We start from the raw sequence: 17,682 nt of genomic DNA, 5'->3' as shown, positions 1-17,682 counted from the left end.
GAACAAATATTTGTTCCTTTTTTATCACTCTTGCTTTATTTGCGTTTAATTACGATAGAGTCAATACCACTATGTTGTAATGTTTGCTGGGCTGCAAGCGCAGCATCTTGAGTATCATATGGACCAGAAATAACTCGATACCAAGTCTTACCATTTTCAGAACTTTTGACTACATCGGCAGATAAGCCATTTAAAATAATTTCTGCACGACGAGCATCTGCTTGATCGGGATCTGTATAGCTACGGACTTGTAAAATGTAATTTGGTTGTTGAGGGGCAGCAGCTGTAGAGTCATCGCTATCAGTAGTAGCAACAGACTCAGATGCAGCAGGTTGTGCTGTACTAGGCGCCTCTACAATCATTGCTGTACCCTGATTTTTACTTTCAGGGATTGCTTGTTCCGGAATAGGGGTTACTTGTTGCTGAGGCAATAGATCATAAAAGCGATAGTCTTTATTGGTCTCTTCTTCTTTATAGTGATCAGACGTAATCTGATTTTTTGAAGAAACAGGTTGCCACGGTTTCCACAGCATGAGCATTACCGCAATGCATAAGACGACTAAAATAGCGACAAGTGTCCCTAGCCATTTAGGGATTAAAGGCTTTTTAGGCTTATTAGGTCTTTCAGATACACCGCGTTGCGTTTTGCCAAACACGTGGATTATTCCTCTGTCTTTTGATTGTTTTCTTTCGAGTTTACTTTAAAACATCGCTCTGTAAGGTTTATATCATCACAAAGCGATGTCTTTTACAGCATGGCTGAATATGTAGTTCTACCAAATATCCAGCATTTATTTACATGGCTTCAGGTGCAGAAACACCAAGTAATTCTAAGCCATTACGCAATACTTGTTGTACATTGATTGAAAGTAATAAGCGTGCTTGTGTAAGTTCAGCATCATCACTTAAAACTTTGTGTTCATTGTACCAACCGTGGAATAGCGCAGCTAATTCCTTTAAGTAGTTACCTACTTGGTGTGGTTCATACGCATTAGCAGCACGTAATACAACGTCTGGATATGCAGCAAGTTTAGCAAGAATTTCAGTTTCTGCATCAAGTGATAAACGTGCAGCATGCGAACGAGCAGCATCCACTTCAAACTGTAAGCCAGTGCTTGCTGCTTTTTCTAACATACGGCAGATACGTGCATGAGCGTATTGAATATAATAAACCGCATTGTCTTTGCTTTGTGATACAGCAAGATCTAAGTCAAAGTCAATGTGTTGTTCGCTTTTACGCATTACATAGTAAAAACGAGCAGCATCGTTCCCAACTTCTTTACGTAAGTCGCGTAAAGTCACGAATTGACCTGAACGAGATGACATTTGAACCATCTCACCACCGCGCCACAAACTTACGAACTGAACTAAAAGAACAGTCAATTTTTTCGAGTCATAACCCATCGCATCAATAGCAGCTTTTACGCGAGAGATATAGCCGTGGTGGTCAGAACCCCAAATATCAACAAGGTCAGTATAACCACGTTGTAATTTATTTAAGTGGTAAGCAATGTCAGAGGCAAAGTAAGTCGTTTGACCATTACGGCGCTTAACAACACGGTCTTTTTCATCGCCAAACTCAGTCGATTTAAACCAGATGTTGCCATCTTTTTCATAAAGGAAGCCACGTTGATCAAGTGTTTCTAAAGCTTCATCAATTTTTGCGCTAAGAGATGCTTCACTGAACCATTGATTGAAAGTTACGCCAAAGTCGGCAAGGTCATCTTTAATGTCATCTAAAATCGCATGAAGAGCTGCTTGATGGAAAACACGGTAGCCTTCACCTAATAATTGTTGTGAGTTGGCAATAAGACCATCAATGTGTTTTTCTTTGTCACCAGACAATACAACTTTATTGCCTTCGCTATCGAGTTCATCTGCATATTGCACGTCTTCTGGCACATCTTTATAGACGTCTGCTACATCACGAACATATGCATTGTTATCTTTGTCGATAATGCTTTGGGCAATCTCTTTAACGTAGTCGCCTTGATAAGCATTTTTTGGAAATACAAGGTCTTGGCCCAATAATTCTAAATAACGTAAATAGGTAGAAGTCGCCAAAATATCCATTTGACGGCCAGCATCATTTACATAGTATTCGCGATCAACTTTAGCACCTGTTGCTTCAAGCAAGTTCGCAACAGTCATACCATAAGCAGCACCACGGCCATGACCTACGTGTAGGCTAGATGTCGGGTTTGCAGAAACGAATTCAACTTGAATCTTTTTCGCTGCATTTGATTGGCTACGGCCAAAGATTTCTTTTTGAGCTTGAATTTGATCAAGAATCGCAAAACGTTGGTCTGCATTTAAGAAGAAATTGATAAAACCAGGACCTGCGATTTCAGCTTTACTGATATCTGCAACTTCTGGTAGAGCCGCAAGAATTTTTTCAGCTAAATCACGTGGTTTCATACCAGCAGCTTTAGAGCCGATCATGGCAATATTAGAAGCAAAGTCGCCATGGCTTCGGTCTTTGGTGCGCGTTAAATTGCTTGAATTATTCCAATCCGAAGGAAGCACGCCTTCTTGCTGAAGGGTTTGCACTGCATGGTCGAGAGCTGCTTGTATTGCCGTATTCATATCAATCGAAAATAGATGTCGCAGAAAAACGTCAAATATAGCAAATTTCCTATGAGTTGGGGGAGTGCATTTAACGCTTTCACTGAATTTCTTTCTTTTCGTTCCCTACAACTATTTTTTTTGTAAATATTGGAAAATAAGCCTAAGAAAACTCTCAAAGCACGTAAATATAGGCTTTTTAGACAATATTTTCTAAATTATAAGCTAGTAAAACACTTGGTATTTCTTGTAAAAATGTAAGAGGCTGAAAAACTATAAGCTTCTAAGCCAAGTATAGTGTTAATAAAGAATGATTTTAAAAAACTTGTAAATCATAAGTAATTAATTTTTAATATTTATTTTATATTATATATTTACTAAATAGTCTTCAATTTTAATATCACAGTTTAAAATACCTATTTCGTCTCAAATAGTCTTAAGCTTACGCATACAACGAGCTTTAGAGAGTGCTGAAACTGTACTTTTCTGAGTTCTAAGCTGGAAAATGAGATAGGCAATGATATCAGGACACCCAAGTAAACACCCACTTTATATCCCTTATGCAGGCTATACACTTTTAGAGTTACCCCTTTTAAATAAAGGATCTGCTTTCACTCAAGAAGAAAGAAGTAACTTTAACTTACACGGGTTACTTCCATATATTATTGAAACTATTGAAGAGCAAAGCCAACGCTCTTATCAGCAATATTGTGCTTTTAATGATGATATAAATAAGCATATCTATTTACGCAATATCCAAGATACCAACGAAACTCTTTTTTATCACTTAATCGAAAATCATCTTGAAGAAATGATGCCGATTATTTACACCCCAACTGTGGGTGAGGCGTGCCAGCGTTTTTCTGATATCTATCGCCGTCATCGTGGTATTTTTATTTCATATCCAGATCGTGATGTGATTGATGATATTTTACAAAACGTTAATAAAAACAATGTTAAAGTCATCGTAATTACTGATGGTGAGCGTATCTTGGGTCTTGGTGACCAAGGTATTGGTGGTATGGGTATTCCAATTGGGAAACTCTCACTTTATACCGCATGTGGTGGTATTAGTCCTGCTTACACATTGCCAATCACAATTGATGTAGGGACGAATAACCCTCAATTATTAAATGACCCGATTTATATGGGATGGCGTCAACCACGTATTAGTGGTGATGAGTATTATGACTTTGTAGATATGGTGATTGAAGCCGTAAAACGTCGTTGGCCAAAAGCACTCATTCAGTTTGAAGATTTCGCACAAAAAAATGCGATGCCATTATTAGAAAAATATCGCGACAAGATTTGTTGTTTTAACGATGATATTCAAGGAACAGCAGCGGTATCTGTCGGTAGTTTGATTGCTGCAAGCCGTGCAGCAGGTAAACAGTTAAAAGACCAAACAATTGCTTTCTTAGGTGCAGGTTCAGCTGGCTGTGGTATTGCAGAGCAAATCGTTGCACAAATGATTGCAGAAGGTCTAACCGATGCTGAAGCGCGTGCTCGCGTGTACATGGTAGACCGCTTTGGTTTGATCACTGAAAATCAGCCAAACCTATTAGACTTCCAACGTAAGTTAGCTCAAAAAGCTGAAGTGGTAGACCAATGGGGCAACATTGAAGAAGTGATTTCACTACTTGATGTTGTTAAGAATGCTAAACCTACAGTGTTAATTGGTGTTTCTGGCCAACCAGGTCTATTCACTGAAGAAATTATTAAGACTATGGCTGCTAATTGTGAGCGACCAATTGTGATGCCGTTATCTAACCCTACTTCACGTGTTGAAGCTGTACCAGCTGATATTGTGGAATGGACTGAAGGTAAAGCATTAATTGCAACGGGTAGTCCGTTTGCACCTGTAAATCATCATGGCAAACTTTACAATATTTCGCAGTGTAACAACTCATACATCTTCCCAGGTATTGGTTTGGGTGTAGTTGCATCAGGTGCTAAACGTGTTACAGAAAACATGCTTATGGCATCAAGTAGTGCATTAGCAGACTGTTCACCATTGTTGAAAGATCCACAAGCTGACTTGTTGCCACCTTTGGGCGAAATTCAACAAGTGTCTAAAGTGATTGCATTTGAAGTGGCAAAAGCTGCAATGGCAGATGGTGTGGCTGTAACTATTAGCGATGATTTACTTAAACAGAAGATTGAACAATCATTCTGGAAACCAGAATACCGTAAATATAAGCGAATTCCTTTCTAAAATATTAGACGTCTAAAAAAGGGAGTAAAGTACTCCCTTTTTTATTAACTTAATTTGGCTACAGAGGCTTTTAAATCTTCTAAAAATAAAATAGATGATTCACTTTTAGAAAATATTACTAATCTAAAATGATAAGTTATTTGTAAGTTTTGCTTCAGTTAATATTAGATATACTTGCTAGGTAATGGCTTTAATTAAGATCAGTTTTTAAATAACACATAATTATGAGCACTTTTTCATGAAAAATATTTATATTTTAATTTTTATAGGCGCTTTAATGGCTTGTAGCGATAAAAGTCCAGATAGAACCCAACATGATGCTGATCATAATTCGAATGTGGTGCAGATCGATAAAAATCAATCAGGTCCTGCTGTAAGTCAAAAGAAAGAGAGTACGGATAAAGCAGTTAAAGCCGCTGATCAAGTAGAGGAAATCTCTTGTTCAAATACAAATATTACGCGATGGTATGGTTTTAATGACAATATTATTGAGTCTAAATGTGAAGTCGTAAAAAACTTTCAACTGTCAGCTTATAAATGTGATATTTCTAAAAATGCCTTTGGTGAAAATAAAGATGCCATTTTGCTAGAAAATCAAGATAAACGAATTTTTGTTTATTCAACTTCTAAAGACTGTAATGAAGTGGTTGAAATAAGAAATGCGAATGGGCCTTAAGTTTATATTTAACAGTGATTTTTATTAATTTATAAAGGTAAAGATAATATCTTTGTAAAATATCAAAGTCCTTGTTTTTTGGTTTTAAATAAAAAAGTAGCTACCGTGGCGATAGCTACTTTTTAAAAAACTTAATCCTCTAAAACTTCTTCTAGTAACTCTTCACTTGGTGCAAAGTAATATGCGCCGTCTAGAGGTGTTACAAAATGCAATAGGCGGTCATGAATGCCATCGCCACTTGTGCCAAACATACGCTTCAACATAGCATCAATAATGTTCAGGTCTTTAGTGTAAGCAATGAAGAATAAGCCTTGATCACCTTTACCATCGCCATAAGGTAAGCTATGGCGTAAGATTTCCATTTCTTCGCCTTCATCATCTTCAACGACAGTACGAGCAACGTGAGCATTGTCTGGCTTAACGTCATCATCTAATTCAATAGATTCAAGTTTAGTACGTCCCATGACATTTTCTTGTGCATCGACTTTAAGTTTTTTCCATTTTTCCAAATCATGTGCATAGCGCTGTGCAAATATGAAACTACCATCTGCAAATACTCCAGCACTTTCTGGAAGCAGAGCTGTTTCTGCGCGGTCGTCTGGAAATTGAGGGTTTTCGGTACCATCTATAAAGCCAGTAATATCGCGACCATCGAAATAACGGAAGCAAACACGTTCATCCAGAACTTCAACTTTATCTTTAATACCTTCAAAAAATGCTTGGCTTAATGCAAAACAAATATCTGAACGCATACTGGCAATGTGAATAAGCACATCAGCTGGTACGACAGGCATATTGAATGCACCATTTTCTGGTTCAAGTTGTTTAAAGCCCGCAGGAGATTGACTGTAAAGCTGTTTCCAGAGTTCTGGACCAAAAGCGACTGCTGTTTTGATTTGCGCGTCTGAATGCTGAGTAATGAGACGGTCACGTGTTTCGAATAAAGCTTCGAGTTGTTCTTTTAATTCAGCAATTGTTAGATCTTTTAAGCGAAGAACAATAAAACGGGCATGATCAGATGGTAATGGCAAAATGACAGATTGAGCAGTCATTGGAAGGTATCTCCTCAATTATAATTTAGTATGAGCTTCAATTATTGTGCCTGATGCGAAGAGCTGTTAGTAGTCTATTTATTGATTTTATTGTTTGAATTATCGCCGCGATAGTTTTATAAAACGGTATAATTCCACTTTTATTGTTTATTTCACTATGTCTTTGCAAATTTGGTTTGCTTATATGCTGGCCTGTTGGGTTATTAGTATTTCTCCTGGAGCGGGCGCGATTGCTTCTATGTCGAGTGGTCTAAACTATGGTTTTAGACATGGTTACTGGAATGCGATTGGTTTGCAAATTGCCTTGTTAATTCAAATCATGATTGTAGCGGCGGGCGTAGGCGTTTTATTCGCGACAACACCGTTGGCTTTTCAGATGGTTAAATGGTTTGGGGTTGCTTATTTATTGTATTTGGCCTATTTGCAGTGGACTGCACCTATAAAAGACATTGAAATTCAGCATGAAAAAAAGAATAAATCTATTTCAGCGCTGCTGTTGAATGGCTTTGTGGTCAATATCAGTAACCCAAAAGCGATTGTATTTTTATTGGCGGTTTTGCCTCAGTTCTTAGATTTAAGCAAACCTCAATGGATACAATATCTGATTATGGCTGCTACTATGATTACCATTGATTTAATTGTAATGGCTGGATATACAGGGCTGGCGTCAAAGGTTTTAAGATTACTTCGCTCACCTAAACAACAAAAATATTTAAATCGTGGTTTTGCTGTCATGTTTAGTTGCGCGGCGTTATTACTCAGTACAGTTCATCAAGCAGCCTGATTTAGGCCGCTTGAGTTTGGTTTTTGATTTTTTGAACCATGAAAATAAGAGCAAAACCCAAAGCCATACATAAAACAATACTGAGGCCAGTTGAGATATTTAGTGCTGCGCTTGACCATAGGCCGACACTGACACCAAGTTGAGCTAAAACAAAAGCCCAAACAACCATTTGCTTTGGTGAATGAGCGAGTAGTCGAGCGCTCAATGCTGGAATAACCAGTAAAGCACCCATTAAAAGTGAACCTACTGCTCGTAAAGCTAACACTGTAAATAACGCTAGCAGTAACATAAAAATGAGACGCTGCCATTTCGCATTTACCCCTTCACTAATCGCAATGTCTGGATCAATGGCAATTTGGATTTGAGATTGCCAAAAGCGATAAAGAATTGCCAGTGATACGGCAATAATTAATGTGAAAACAGGTAAATCGTGCCAGTCGATACTGAGTAAATCACCGAATAAATAACTTAAAAGCTCTGGTCTTAAACTTGGAACATGTTGAATAAATAGAAGACCACTACATAGTAATGTTGCGGAGCATAAAGCTAGTAGAGCATCGTTTGGTAAACGATTGTCATGCAGTGCCCATAAAATAGCGACTAATAAAATGGCAGTACCTGCCACGCCAAGCCACAAAGGAAGGCTTAAAGCACCAGCAATTGCTACCCCAAGTAAGGTTCCGTGTGCCATGGTGTCTGCAAAAAAAGACATACGTCTCCATAACATGAGACAACCAAGTGGTGCGGTCAAAAAGACCAATAAGGTTCCCATAATCCATGCGGGCAACAATAATTGTAACCATTCCATCATGGCTTAAGCTTCCGGTTCTGGGTGAATGTGAGGTCGACTATTGTGAGGGCAGGGGTGTGCTGCATCACCATGCGCACAGTGGTCATGATGGTGTTGATAAAAAACTCGCTGGGTACCAAATATTGCCTGATACTCAGGATGCTGTTGAATATTTTCAGGTAAACCGCTGCAACATATATGTTTATTTAAACAAACAACTCTATGCGTCCCTTGCATAACCCACTGTAAATCGTGGGAAACAATTAAAATGGCACATCCATAACGCTCCGGCAGACTACGCACATACTCATAAAGCTCAGCTTCAGATTGAATATCTAGACCTTGCATCGGTTCATCAAGAACGAGAATGTCTGGCTTTCTAAGTAAAGCACGTGCGAGCAGCACACGTTGGCGCTCTCCACCAGAAAGCTGCTGTACTTTCGATTGTTGTAGCTTTGCAATGCCAGTGTCTTGAATAATTTCTTGGCGAAGGGCAGGGCTACATTTTTCAAGATCTAATAAATCTTGAACACGTAAAGGAAGACTATGAGAAGGGTTAAACTTTTGAGGGACATAAGCCATTTTTAGTTTTTTGTCGCTTATGACACGTCCGCTACTTGGTTTTAAAATTCCAAGTAGAACTTTAATTAAAGTCGACTTACCCGCACCATTTGGACCAATTAAGGTCACAATTTCATTTTGATGCAGATCAAAATCGACTTTTTTTAATATATCCCGATCATCACGGTGAACAGAAACCTGTTCAAGTTGAATCAATACAGGATTTAGCGAGCTGTGCGGCACTGCTGGCATTTCCCCGAAATTTCAATAATGCTGTGTTGTGCTGTGAAATCATCTAAAGCTGCAAGTTGGTCGAGTTGTTGAGTCAGACCTTGTGAAGATGCTTCTTTAACAGTGTGACATTCGGTGCAAATTAAGAATGCAGCTTGATGTCCTTCACGTGGATGACAGCATGGAATATAAGCATTAATAGATGTTAATCGATGAATTAGACCTTTTTCTAATAAGAAGTCTAAAGTTCTATAAACAGTAGGAGGAGCGGCAGGACGATCAGTTTGACTTTTAATACGTGCTAATAAGTCATACGCACCCATTGGACCTGAAGCATTTAAAATGAGTTCAAGAACTTCTTTACGTAAAGGCGTAAGACGTGCACCAACCGCAGAACATAAAGTTTCTGCTTCAGCTAAACGACTTGCGACATTATGGTGATCATGTACACCATGCAAAGAATCATGATGTTCATGCGTGCAAGAACTCATAGACATAACCTCAAATTTTTAATGGAATATTAGCATGAAGCGATGCTTCATTCGATTAATCTTAGGTATTTTTGTAACTTTGTTATATTATAACATGCTTCGAGCTATTACTAATTGATGGTCTGTCATGTTCCGCGTTTTTGTTTTCAGTATGTTCTCTCTAATGAGTACGCTAGGTTGGAGTCAGGGTTTGGTTGTCTCTACACACCCAATCTATTTGATTGCAAAAGAAATTACTAAAGGTGTTGAAGAACCTCAGTTATTGCTGCAAGGGCAAAGTGGGCATGACGTTCAATTGACCCCAGCACATCGTAAAGCAATCAATGATGCTTCTTTGGTAATTTGGTTAGGAAAAGCTCATGAAGCTCCTTTAAACAAATTGCTGAGTAACAATAAGAAAGCAATTTCTTTATTAGACAGTGGTATTCTTACTGTTTTGCCACAGCGTAATACGCGTGGCGTTGCTTTACCAAATACTGTAGATACACATGTCTGGTTAGAACCAAACAATGCAGTGCGGATTGGCTTTTTTATTGCGGCTTTGCGTTCGCAGCAGCATCCTGAAAGTAAAGCGAAATATTGGAATAATGCTAATGCATTTGCTCGGAATATGTTGCAGGCAGGTCAAGCTTACGATAGCTCAAGTAATGGTAAACCTTACTGGTCTTATCATGATGCTTATCAGTATTTGGAACGCTCGCTTAATTTAAAGTTTGCAGGTGCTTTAACGGATGACCCGCATGTTGCGCCTACAGCGGCTCAAATTAAGTATCTTAATGATAATCGACCAAAACCTCAGATGTGTTTACTTGCAGAAAGTTTCACAACAAAAGGTCAATATCAGAAACTGGGCAGTATTACCTTCCAACCCGTTGATGAAAGTATGAATAATGAGGACGATTTTGTAACAGCATGGAAGAAACTGGCTATAAAAACCGATAAATGCGTATTAAATACGCAAAAGTAAGATAAAAAGTAAACAAAGGCTGACTGTAGCGTCAGCACCACCTGTCACGAAAAACCCCGACTAAAGTCGGGAAAAGATTGCATGTTCAGGGGTGTAACTCTATAATGCCTGCGATTAAAAGCGATCATCAGCTAAACTTGTCAAGCATTTATGCTGTGAGTGGATAAATAATGAGCCAAACTAGTCGCTTGATTGACCGACGATTAGCAAAAGCTTTGGTCTTCTTACAAGCATGCATGATCCCTGTTTCCGCACTTGTGGCGTGGAGCATAAAAGACATGACAGCAGCATTAAGTGCGGCACTTGGTGCATTGGTCTGCTGGCTTGCTACCAGTTATTTTGCGTGGCAATCCTTCAGAACAGCAGGTGCGAGAGCATCGAAACAAGTGCTGTCTAACATGTATAGGGGCATGTTAGGCAAATTTGCAATCATGATCGTTGGATTTATTTTGATTTTGAGCAATGTTAAACCTTTATCACCGTTAGCATTGCTGTTTGGTTTTATCCTCGTTCAAATGATGTCGTGGGTTGCTCCTTTTTGGGTTTCACGTCTACAAAAACGAGTATAGAAACAAGAAGAATTGAAGATTTTTTGGAGGGTGGCGAGATATCGACAGTACGCCGATGTTCGTTTCCCTTCTTTTTAGTAATTGACATTGACCAGGTGTGATTTATGGCTGCTGAAGAACATGCCCTCACTTCGACAGAGTATATCAAGCATCACTTGACCAATATGACCTATGGCAAAATGCCAGATGGTACATGGAAATTGGCTGAGACTGCTGAAGAAGCTCATTCGATGGGGTTCACTGCAATTCACTTGGATTCAATGGGTTGGTCAATTGGCCTTGGTGTGATTTTCTGTTTGTTATTTTGGATGGTTGCGAAAACTGCGAAAGCTGGTGTTCCAACAAAATTCCAATCTGCAATTGAAATGATCATTGAGTTTGTTGACTCAAGTGTCCGTGATACTTTTCATGGCAAATCACGTTTAATCGCTCCACTTGCACTCACTATTTTCGTGTGGATTTTCCTCATGAACTTAATGGACTTGATCCCAGTTGACTGGATTCCTCAAGTAGCTGCATTTATTGGTGCTAACGTATTTGGTATGAACCCTCACCACGTTTACTTCAAGATCGTTCCATCTACAGATCCAAACATTACCCTTGGTATGTCTTTATCTGTATTTGTACTTATCTTGTTCTACAGCATCCGCGAGAAGGGTGTTGGCGGTTTCGTAGGCGAGTTGGCACTTAACCCATTTAACCCAAGTAATCCAGTTGCAAAAGCGTTGCTTATTCCAGTGAACTTGATTTTGGAATTGGTAACATTCCTTGCTCGTCCTATTTCATTGGCTCTCCGACTGTTCGGTAACATGTATGCCGGTGAGTTAATCTTTATCCTGATTGCATTATTGCCGTTTTGGATTCAATGGGCGTTATCTGTGCCTTGGGCGATCTTCCACATTCTTGTAATCACGTTGCAGGCATTCATCTTTATGATGCTTACCATCGTTTACTTGAGCATGGCAAGCGAAAAACATTAATGGTATTGCCTAACTATCAAATGATGGTTGGGCTGAATTTTTTTAATTTAATTTGGTAATAACCTAACCTCTGAGGAATTTTTCATGGAACTCACTTTAGGTCTAGTTGCAATTGCATCTGCTATCTTGATCGCTTTCGGTGCTTTGGGTACTGCGATTGGTTTTGGTCTTTTGGGTGGTCGCTTTTTAGAAGCTGTAGCTCGTCAACCAGAATTAGCTCCACAACTTCAAACTCGTATGTTCTTAATCGCGGGTCTTCTTGATGCTGTGCCTATGATCGGTGTTGGTATTGGCTTGTTCTTCATCTTCGCTAATCCATTTGTAGGTTAATCATCTTAATTCCTAAATCCACTATTTGAGGAATTGCAATGAATATCAACCTCACATTGATTGGTCAAGCGATTGCGTTTGCGTTTTTTGTCGCATTCTGCATGAAGTTTGTTTGGCCACCACTAATCAATGCGATTAGTGAGCGTCAGCGTAAAATCGCTGATGGCTTAAATGCAGCAGAAAAAGCGAAAGCTGACCTTGCCGATGCACAAGCGCAAGTGAAGCAAGAACTTGATGCAGCTAAAGCACAAGCGGCTCAATTGATCGAACAAGCGAACCGTCGTGCAGCGCAATTGATCGAAGAAGCTCGTACTCAAGCTGCGGCTGAAGGTGAGCGTATTCGTCAACAAGCTAAAGAAGTTGTTGATCAAGAGATCAATTCTGCTCGCGAAGAATTACGTCAACAAGTAGCTGCCTTGGCAGTAACTGGTGCAGAAAAGATCCTGAACCAACAAGTTGATGCAGAAGCTCATAACGCCATGCTGTCTCAGCTGGCTGCTAAACTTTAAGCGAGGCGAATTATGGCTGAACTCTTGACGTTGGCACGTCCGTATGCCAAAGCAGCATTTGCTTATGCTTCTGAGCAAGGTGCAACAGACAATTGGTCGAATGCGTTACAAGTGCTCAGTGCTGCGGTGCAAGACGAAGCATTTTCCGCTTATTTAAATCGCCCTGAACTTACTCCTGCGGAGCAAGTGAAGCTTTTTGCTAAAGTTTTAGGTGAAGATCAATCTCAAGCAGTGTCTAACTTTTTGACACTTCTTGCAGATAACGATCGATTAGTGTTGTTACCTGAAATTGCAGCAGAATATGAACAGCTTAAATCACAGAATAACAATACGGTTGATGTCGTGATTGAATCGGCGTTTCCGTTAACTTCTGTTCAGGAACAATTGCTTGCACACGCGTTAGAAAAACGCTTCAAGGCAGCAGTTAATGTTTCTGTAGAAGTTAATCCTGCTTTGATTGCAGGTGTGGTTATTCGTGCAGGCGATCAAGTGATAGATGATTCTGCGCTTAACAAGCTTGAAAAAATGCGTACTCGTCTTCTTGCATAATGCAAATGATGAAGACTGAACTAATAAAAGATTGAGGAATAGCGCAATGCAACAACTGAATCCATCCGAGATCAGTGCGCTCATTAAACAGCGTATCGGAGATCTGGACACCAGCGCGACCGCTAAAAACGAAGGTACCATTGTTATGGTATCCGACGGTATCGTGCGTATTCACGGTCTTGCTGATGCAATGTACGGTGAAATGATCGAATTCGACGGCGGCTTATTTGGTATGGCACTGAACCTAGAACAGGATTCAGTGGGTGCCGTTGTTTTAGGTAACTACCTAAGCCTTCAAGAAGGTCAAAAAGCTCGTTGTACAGGTCGTGTTTTAGAAGTTCCAGTTGGTCCTGAACTTCTTGGCCGTGTAGTAGATGCTTTGGGTAACCCAATTGATGGTAAAGGCCCAATTGATGCAAAATTAACTGATGCTGTTGAAAAAGTAGCACCAGGCGTAATTTGGCGTCAATCTGTAGACGAGCCTGTTCAAACTGGTTATAAATCAGTTGATACCATGATTCCTGTGGGTCGTGGTCAGCGTGAGTTGATTATTGGTGACCGTCAAACTGGTAAAACAGCAATGGCGATCGATGCGATCATCGCTCAGAAAAACTCTGGCATTAAATGTGTATACGTTGCGATTGGTCAAAAACAATCAACAATTGCAAACGTTGTACGTAAGCTAGAAGAAACTGGCGCTATGGCGTATACAACTGTTGTCGCTGCTGCGGCTGCTGATCCTGCTGCAATGCAGTATTTAGCTCCGTACTCTGGCTGTACAATGGGTGAATACTTCCGTGACCGCGGTGAAGACGCTCTTATCATTTATGATGATTTGTCTAAGCAAGCTGTTGCTTACCGTCAAATTTCATTGCTTTTACGTCGTCCACCAGGTCGTGAAGCGTATCCGGGTGACGTATTCTATCTTCACTCACGTCTTCTTGAACGTGCTTCACGTGTATCTGCTGACTACGTTGAGAAATTCACTAATGGCGCAGTAACTGGTCAAACTGGTTCTTTAACTGCATTGCCAATTATTGAAACTCAAGCGGGTGACGTATCTGCATTCGTACCAACGAACGTAATTTCGATTACTGACGGTCAGATCTTCTTAGAAACATCATTATTCAACGCAGGTATCCGTCCTGCTGTGAACGCGGGTATCTCTGTATCTCGTGTTGGTGGTTCTGCTCAAACTAAGATCATCAAAAAATTGTCTGGTGGTATCCGTACCGCTTTAGCACAATACCGTGAATTGGCTGCGTTTGCTCAGTTCGCTTCTGACCTTGATGAAGCAACTCGTAAGCAACTTGAACATGGTCAACGTGTAACTGAGTTAATGAAGCAAAAACAATATGCTCCTTACTCAATTGCTGACCAAGCTGTTTCTGTTTATGCATCTAACGAAGGCTATATGGCTGATGTAGAAGTTAAGAAAATCGTAGACTTTGATGCTGCGTTAATTGCTTACTTCCGTTCTGAATATGCTCCGTTGATGAAACAAATCGATGAAACTGGTGATTACAACAAAGACATCGAAGCAGCAATCAAAGCAGGTATTGAAAGCTTTAAAGCGACTCAAACTTACTAAGTTCAGTTTTAGTTAAGTTTGGTTCACGGATCAACCTTCGGAAGCTCGAAAGGGCTTTCGAATACTAGGTTAAGCGTATGGCAAATTTAAAAGAAATTCGCGCCAAAGTAGCTAGTATCAAGAGCACGCAAAAGATTACTCGCGCGATGCAAATGGTAGCTGCTTCTAAAATGCGTCGTGCGCAAGAGCGCATGGCTCAGGGCCGTCCGTATGCCGATAATATGCGCCGTGTAATTGCTCACTTGGTACAAGCAAACCCTGAATACAAACACCGTTATATGGTTGACCGCCCAGTTAAGCGTGTTGGCTATATCGTAGTGTCTTCAGATCGTGGTTTGGCAGGTGGCTTGAACATTAACTTGTTCAAGAAAGTTGTGCAGCATGTCAAAGCACAACAACAGCAGTCAATTGAAGTTGAATTTGCTTTAATTGGTCAAAAAGCGGTTTCGTTTTTTAAGAATTACGGCGGTAAAGTGCTTGGTGCAACTACCCAACTTGGCGATGCGCCGAGTTTGGAACAGTTAACTGGCTCAGTGCAAGTTATGCTTGATGCATTTGATAAAGGCGAATTAGATCGTATCTACCTCGTATCAAATGGCTTCGTTAATGCAATGACTCAGCAGCCTAAAGTAGAACAACTTGTTCCTTTAGCACCAGCAGAAGAAGGCGATGATCTCAACCGTACTTATGGTTGGGACTATATCTACGAACCAGAAGCAGAAGAATTGTTAAATGGTTTGTTGGTTCGCTATATCGAGTCTATGGTTTATCAAGGTGTGATTGAGAACGTTGCATGTGAGCAGTCAGCTCGTATGGTCGCGATGAAAGCAGCGACAGACAACGCAGGACAATTGATTAAAGACCTACAACTCATTTACAACAAGCTGCGTCAAGCCGCGATTACTCAGGAAATTTCCGAGATCGTTGGCGGTGCCGCTGCCGTTTAACATTATTAAGTTTGAATTGAGGAGACAGCAATGAGTAGCGGTCGTATCATTCAGATCATCGGCGCGGTTATCGACGTCGAGTTTGAGCGCACAAGCGTTCCTAAGATCTATGACGCTCTCCAAGTTGACGGTACTGAAACTACTTTAGAAGTTCAGCAACAACTTGGTGATGGTGTTGTTCGTACCATCGCAATGGGTTCTACAGAAGGTCTTAAACGTGGCCTTAATGTAACTAGCACAAACGCACCGATCTCTGTTCCAGTGGGTCCAGCTACGCTTGGCCGTATCATGGACGTTTTGGGTCGTCCTATCGATGAAGCAGGTCCTGTTGCGACTGAAGAACGTTTGCCGATTCACCGTCAAGCGCCTTCTTATGCTGAACAAGCAGCTTCTACTGACCTTTTAGAAACTGGTATTAAAGTAATTGACTTACTTTGCCCGTTTGCAAAAGGTGGTAAAGTTGGTTTATTCGGTGGTGCCGGTGTTGGTAAAACCGTTAACATGATGGAATTGATCAACAACATCGCAAAAGCACACTCAGGTTTATCTGTGTTTGCTGGTGTTGGTGAGCGTACTCGTGAAGGTAACGACTTCTATCACGAAATGAAAGATTCTAACGTTCTTGACAAAGTAGCAATGGTCTACGGTCAGATGAACGAGCCACCAGGTAACCGTTTACGCGTAGCGTTAACTGGTTTGACTATGGCTGAATACTTCCGTGATCAAAAAGACGAAAATGGTAAAGGTCGTGACGTATTATTATTCGTCGACAACATCTACCGTTATACACTTGCGGGTACTGAAGTATCAGCATTGTTAGGTCGTATGCCATCTGCGGTAGGTTACCAACCTACACTTGCAGAAGAAATGGGTGTTCTTCAAGAGCGTATTACATCTACTAAATCTGGTTCGATCACATCGATCCAAGCAGTATATGTACCTGCCGATGACTTAACAGACCCATCGCCTGCAACTACATTTGCTCACTTAGATGCAACAGTAGTATTGAGCCGTGACATCGCATCTTCTGGTATTTACCCAGCGATCGATCCACTTGACTCAACTTCACGTCAGTTAGACCCATTAGTTGTTGGTCAAGAGCACTATGAAATTGCGCGCGCAGTACAAAACGTATTGCAACGCTATAAAGAGCTTAAAGACATCATCGCAATCTTGGGTATGGATGAATTGGCAGAAGAAGATAAATTGGTTGTTTACCGTGCGCGTAAAATCCAACGTTTCTTCTCTCAACCATTCCACGTAGCTGAAGTATTTACTGGTGCTCCTGGTAAATTAGTACCACTTAAAGAAACGATTCGTGGCTTTAAAGGTCTATTAGCTGGTGAATACGATCACATCCCAGAACAAGCGTTCTATATGGTTGGTGGTATTGACGAAGTGATTGCTAAAGCTGAGAAACTCTAATTTAAGGAGATCATCTCATGGCGACTATGCAATGTGATATCGTAAGTGTTAAAGAGTCTATTTACTCTGGCGCAGTATCGATGTTAATCGCGAAAGGTGCAGGTGGTGAGCTTGGTATTTTGCCAGGACACGCTCCACTTGTTACTTTGCTTCAACCGGGCCCGATTCGTGTTCAGTTGGAAAATGGTACAGAAGAAATCGTCTATGTATCTGGCGGTGTTTTAGAAGTTCAACCTCATGTTGTAACGGTTCTTGCAGATACTGCTATCCGTGCTGACAATTTGGATGAAGCAGCAATTTTAGAAGCACGTAAAAATGCTGAACAATTGCTTGCAAACCAAAAGAGTGATTTGGACTCAGCTGCTGCTTTAGCATCTCTTTCAGAGATTGCAGGTCAGCTTGAAACAATCCGTAAAATCAAAAACCGCGCTCAATAAGACGCGGTTTGAG

The 17,682-nt window shown here is 40.5% G+C and carries 19 protein-coding genes; 13 read left to right on the top strand and 6 right to left on the bottom strand.

What is annotated here, in order from left to right; all coding sequences use genetic code 11:
• Positions 1-35 precede the first annotated feature (35 nt).
• Both I8T81_RS18005 and argS read right to left on the bottom strand, forming a co-directional pair.
• Positions 36-656, bottom strand: coding sequence for an SPOR domain-containing protein (locus I8T81_RS18005; RefSeq protein ID WP_004705949.1), 621 nt, complete (start codon positions 654-656; stop codon positions 36-38).
• A gap of 139 nt (positions 657-795) precedes the next feature.
• Positions 796-2,586 carry an arginine--tRNA ligase gene (gene argS, locus I8T81_RS18000; protein ID WP_004705948.1) on the bottom strand — a complete coding sequence of 597 codons (1,791 nt, stop codon included), beginning with the start codon at positions 2,584-2,586 and terminating at the stop codon, positions 796-798.
• Between the two features lie 496 nt (positions 2,587-3,082).
• On the opposite strand from argS, the gene I8T81_RS17995 reads away from it, so the two are divergent.
• Together I8T81_RS17995 and I8T81_RS17990 are read left to right on the top strand one after the other, a co-directional pair.
• Positions 3,083-4,780, top strand: a complete 1,698-nt coding sequence (locus I8T81_RS17995; RefSeq protein WP_198071769.1) for an NAD-dependent malic enzyme — start codon at positions 3,083-3,085, stop codon at positions 4,778-4,780.
• Between the two features lie 238 nt (positions 4,781-5,018).
• Positions 5,019-5,456, top strand: coding sequence for a hypothetical protein (locus I8T81_RS17990; RefSeq protein WP_198071768.1), 438 nt, complete (start codon positions 5,019-5,021; stop codon positions 5,454-5,456).
• A 131-nt stretch (positions 5,457-5,587) separates the two neighbouring features.
• On the opposite strand, the gene I8T81_RS17985 is transcribed toward I8T81_RS17990, so the two are convergent.
• Positions 5,588-6,508: a Dyp-type peroxidase gene (locus tag I8T81_RS17985; RefSeq protein WP_039252912.1), complete on the bottom strand. Its 921-nt coding sequence runs from the start codon at positions 6,506-6,508 to the stop codon at positions 5,588-5,590.
• 157 nt (positions 6,509-6,665) lie between these two features.
• On the opposite strand from I8T81_RS17985, the gene I8T81_RS17980 reads away from it, so the two are divergent.
• Positions 6,666-7,292 (top strand): LysE family transporter, encoded by a 627-nt coding sequence (locus I8T81_RS17980; RefSeq protein ID WP_004705944.1) that lies wholly within the window; start codon positions 6,666-6,668, stop codon positions 7,290-7,292.
• Position 7,293: 1 nt separating this feature from the next.
• On the opposite strand, the gene znuB is transcribed toward I8T81_RS17980, so the two are convergent.
• The 3 genes from znuB to I8T81_RS17965 are packed head-to-tail and all read right to left on the bottom strand — an operon-like array spanning position 7,294 to position 9,365.
• Complete coding sequence (znuB, locus tag I8T81_RS17975) at positions 7,294-8,103, bottom strand: zinc ABC transporter permease subunit ZnuB (RefSeq protein ID WP_004705943.1); 810 nt, start codon at positions 8,101-8,103, stop codon at positions 7,294-7,296.
• Positions 8,104-8,106: 3 nt separating this feature from the next.
• Positions 8,107-8,895 (bottom strand): zinc ABC transporter ATP-binding protein ZnuC, encoded by a 789-nt coding sequence (gene znuC / locus I8T81_RS17970; protein WP_004705942.1) that lies wholly within the window; start codon positions 8,893-8,895, stop codon positions 8,107-8,109.
• Positions 8,868-9,365, bottom strand: coding sequence for a transcriptional repressor (locus I8T81_RS17965; protein ID WP_002054239.1), 498 nt, complete (start codon positions 9,363-9,365; stop codon positions 8,868-8,870). The genes znuC and I8T81_RS17965 overlap by 28 nt, the downstream gene beginning before the upstream one ends.
• A 127-nt stretch (positions 9,366-9,492) precedes the next feature.
• On the opposite strand from I8T81_RS17965, the gene I8T81_RS17960 reads away from it, so the two are divergent.
• From I8T81_RS17960 to I8T81_RS17915, 10 genes are all read left to right on the top strand, one after another.
• A complete protein-coding gene (locus tag I8T81_RS17960; protein WP_198071767.1) occupies positions 9,493-10,332 on the top strand; it encodes a metal ABC transporter solute-binding protein, Zn/Mn family in 840 nt (279 codons plus the stop codon).
• 170 nt (positions 10,333-10,502) lie between these two features.
• A complete protein-coding gene (locus I8T81_RS17955; protein WP_004705940.1) occupies positions 10,503-10,901 on the top strand; it encodes an ATP synthase subunit I in 399 nt (132 codons plus the stop codon).
• Between the two features lie 104 nt (positions 10,902-11,005).
• Complete coding sequence (gene atpB, locus I8T81_RS17950; RefSeq protein WP_004705939.1) at positions 11,006-11,881, top strand: F0F1 ATP synthase subunit A; 876 nt, start codon at positions 11,006-11,008, stop codon at positions 11,879-11,881.
• A gap of 84 nt (positions 11,882-11,965) precedes the next feature.
• Entirely contained in the window at positions 11,966-12,211 is a 246-nt protein-coding gene (gene atpE, locus I8T81_RS17945; RefSeq protein ID WP_000424060.1) for a F0F1 ATP synthase subunit C, read from the top strand.
• Between the two features lie 38 nt (positions 12,212-12,249).
• Complete coding sequence (locus I8T81_RS17940; protein WP_002054137.1) at positions 12,250-12,720, top strand: F0F1 ATP synthase subunit B; 471 nt, start codon at positions 12,250-12,252, stop codon at positions 12,718-12,720.
• Between the two features lie 12 nt (positions 12,721-12,732).
• The gene (locus I8T81_RS17935) at positions 12,733-13,269 is read left to right on the top strand and encodes a F0F1 ATP synthase subunit delta (RefSeq protein ID WP_004705938.1); all 537 of its coding nucleotides are present in this window, start codon (positions 12,733-12,735) and stop codon (positions 13,267-13,269) included.
• Positions 13,270-13,315: 46 nt separating this feature from the next.
• Positions 13,316-14,860, top strand: coding sequence for a F0F1 ATP synthase subunit alpha (gene atpA, locus I8T81_RS17930; protein ID WP_004705937.1), 1,545 nt, complete (start codon positions 13,316-13,318; stop codon positions 14,858-14,860).
• A 77-nt stretch (positions 14,861-14,937) separates the two neighbouring features.
• Positions 14,938-15,807, top strand: a complete 870-nt coding sequence (atpG, locus tag I8T81_RS17925) for a F0F1 ATP synthase subunit gamma (RefSeq protein ID WP_002114131.1) — start codon at positions 14,938-14,940, stop codon at positions 15,805-15,807.
• Between the two features lie 30 nt (positions 15,808-15,837).
• On the top strand, positions 15,838-17,232 hold the full coding sequence (gene atpD / locus I8T81_RS17920) for a F0F1 ATP synthase subunit beta (protein ID WP_004705936.1): 1,395 nt from the start codon (positions 15,838-15,840) through the stop codon (positions 17,230-17,232).
• A gap of 17 nt (positions 17,233-17,249) precedes the next feature.
• Entirely contained in the window at positions 17,250-17,669 is a 420-nt protein-coding gene (locus I8T81_RS17915; protein ID WP_004705935.1) for a F0F1 ATP synthase subunit epsilon, read from the top strand.
• Positions 17,670-17,682: the final 13 nt, after the last annotated feature.

It is taken from the genome of Acinetobacter seifertii, assembly GCF_016064815.1.
Classification (GTDB): Bacteria; Pseudomonadota; Gammaproteobacteria; order Pseudomonadales; family Moraxellaceae; genus Acinetobacter; species Acinetobacter seifertii.
The sequence above is the reverse complement of the archived record's forward strand: the minus strand, read 5'-3'. Positions and strand labels throughout refer to the sequence as shown.

What these genes read in the sequence shown, in the direction of transcription:
- atpA (WP_004705937.1), top strand. Translation starts at nt 13,316, where the DNA reads ATGCAACAACTGAATCCATCCGAGATCAGTGCGCTCATTAAACAGCGT.
- znuC (WP_004705942.1), bottom strand. Translation starts at nt 8,895, where the DNA reads ATGCCAGCAGTGCCGCACAGCTCGCTAAATCCTGTATTGATTCAACTT.
- I8T81_RS17955 (WP_004705940.1), top strand. Translation starts at nt 10,503, where the DNA reads ATGAGCCAAACTAGTCGCTTGATTGACCGACGATTAGCAAAAGCTTTG.
- argS (WP_004705948.1), bottom strand. Translation starts at nt 2,586, where the DNA reads ATGAATACGGCAATACAAGCAGCTCTCGACCATGCAGTGCAAACCCTT.
- I8T81_RS17980 (WP_004705944.1), top strand. Translation starts at nt 6,666, where the DNA reads ATGTCTTTGCAAATTTGGTTTGCTTATATGCTGGCCTGTTGGGTTATT.
- I8T81_RS17915 (WP_004705935.1), top strand. Translation starts at nt 17,250, where the DNA reads ATGGCGACTATGCAATGTGATATCGTAAGTGTTAAAGAGTCTATTTAC.
- znuB (WP_004705943.1), bottom strand. Translation starts at nt 8,103, where the DNA reads ATGATGGAATGGTTACAATTATTGTTGCCCGCATGGATTATGGGAACC.
- I8T81_RS17960 (WP_198071767.1), top strand. Translation starts at nt 9,493, where the DNA reads ATGTTCCGCGTTTTTGTTTTCAGTATGTTCTCTCTAATGAGTACGCTA.
- I8T81_RS17965 (WP_002054239.1), bottom strand. Translation starts at nt 9,365, where the DNA reads ATGAGTTCTTGCACGCATGAACATCATGATTCTTTGCATGGTGTACAT.
- I8T81_RS17990 (WP_198071768.1), top strand. Translation starts at nt 5,019, where the DNA reads ATGAAAAATATTTATATTTTAATTTTTATAGGCGCTTTAATGGCTTGT.
- I8T81_RS17935 (WP_004705938.1), top strand. Translation starts at nt 12,733, where the DNA reads ATGGCTGAACTCTTGACGTTGGCACGTCCGTATGCCAAAGCAGCATTT.
- atpE (WP_000424060.1), top strand. Translation starts at nt 11,966, where the DNA reads ATGGAACTCACTTTAGGTCTAGTTGCAATTGCATCTGCTATCTTGATC.
- I8T81_RS17985 (WP_039252912.1), bottom strand. Translation starts at nt 6,508, where the DNA reads ATGACTGCTCAATCTGTCATTTTGCCATTACCATCTGATCATGCCCGT.
- atpD (WP_004705936.1), top strand. Translation starts at nt 15,838, where the DNA reads ATGAGTAGCGGTCGTATCATTCAGATCATCGGCGCGGTTATCGACGTC.
- atpG (WP_002114131.1), top strand. Translation starts at nt 14,938, where the DNA reads ATGGCAAATTTAAAAGAAATTCGCGCCAAAGTAGCTAGTATCAAGAGC.
- atpB (WP_004705939.1), top strand. Translation starts at nt 11,006, where the DNA reads ATGGCTGCTGAAGAACATGCCCTCACTTCGACAGAGTATATCAAGCAT.
- I8T81_RS17995 (WP_198071769.1), top strand. Translation starts at nt 3,083, where the DNA reads ATGATATCAGGACACCCAAGTAAACACCCACTTTATATCCCTTATGCA.
- I8T81_RS17940 (WP_002054137.1), top strand. Translation starts at nt 12,250, where the DNA reads ATGAATATCAACCTCACATTGATTGGTCAAGCGATTGCGTTTGCGTTT.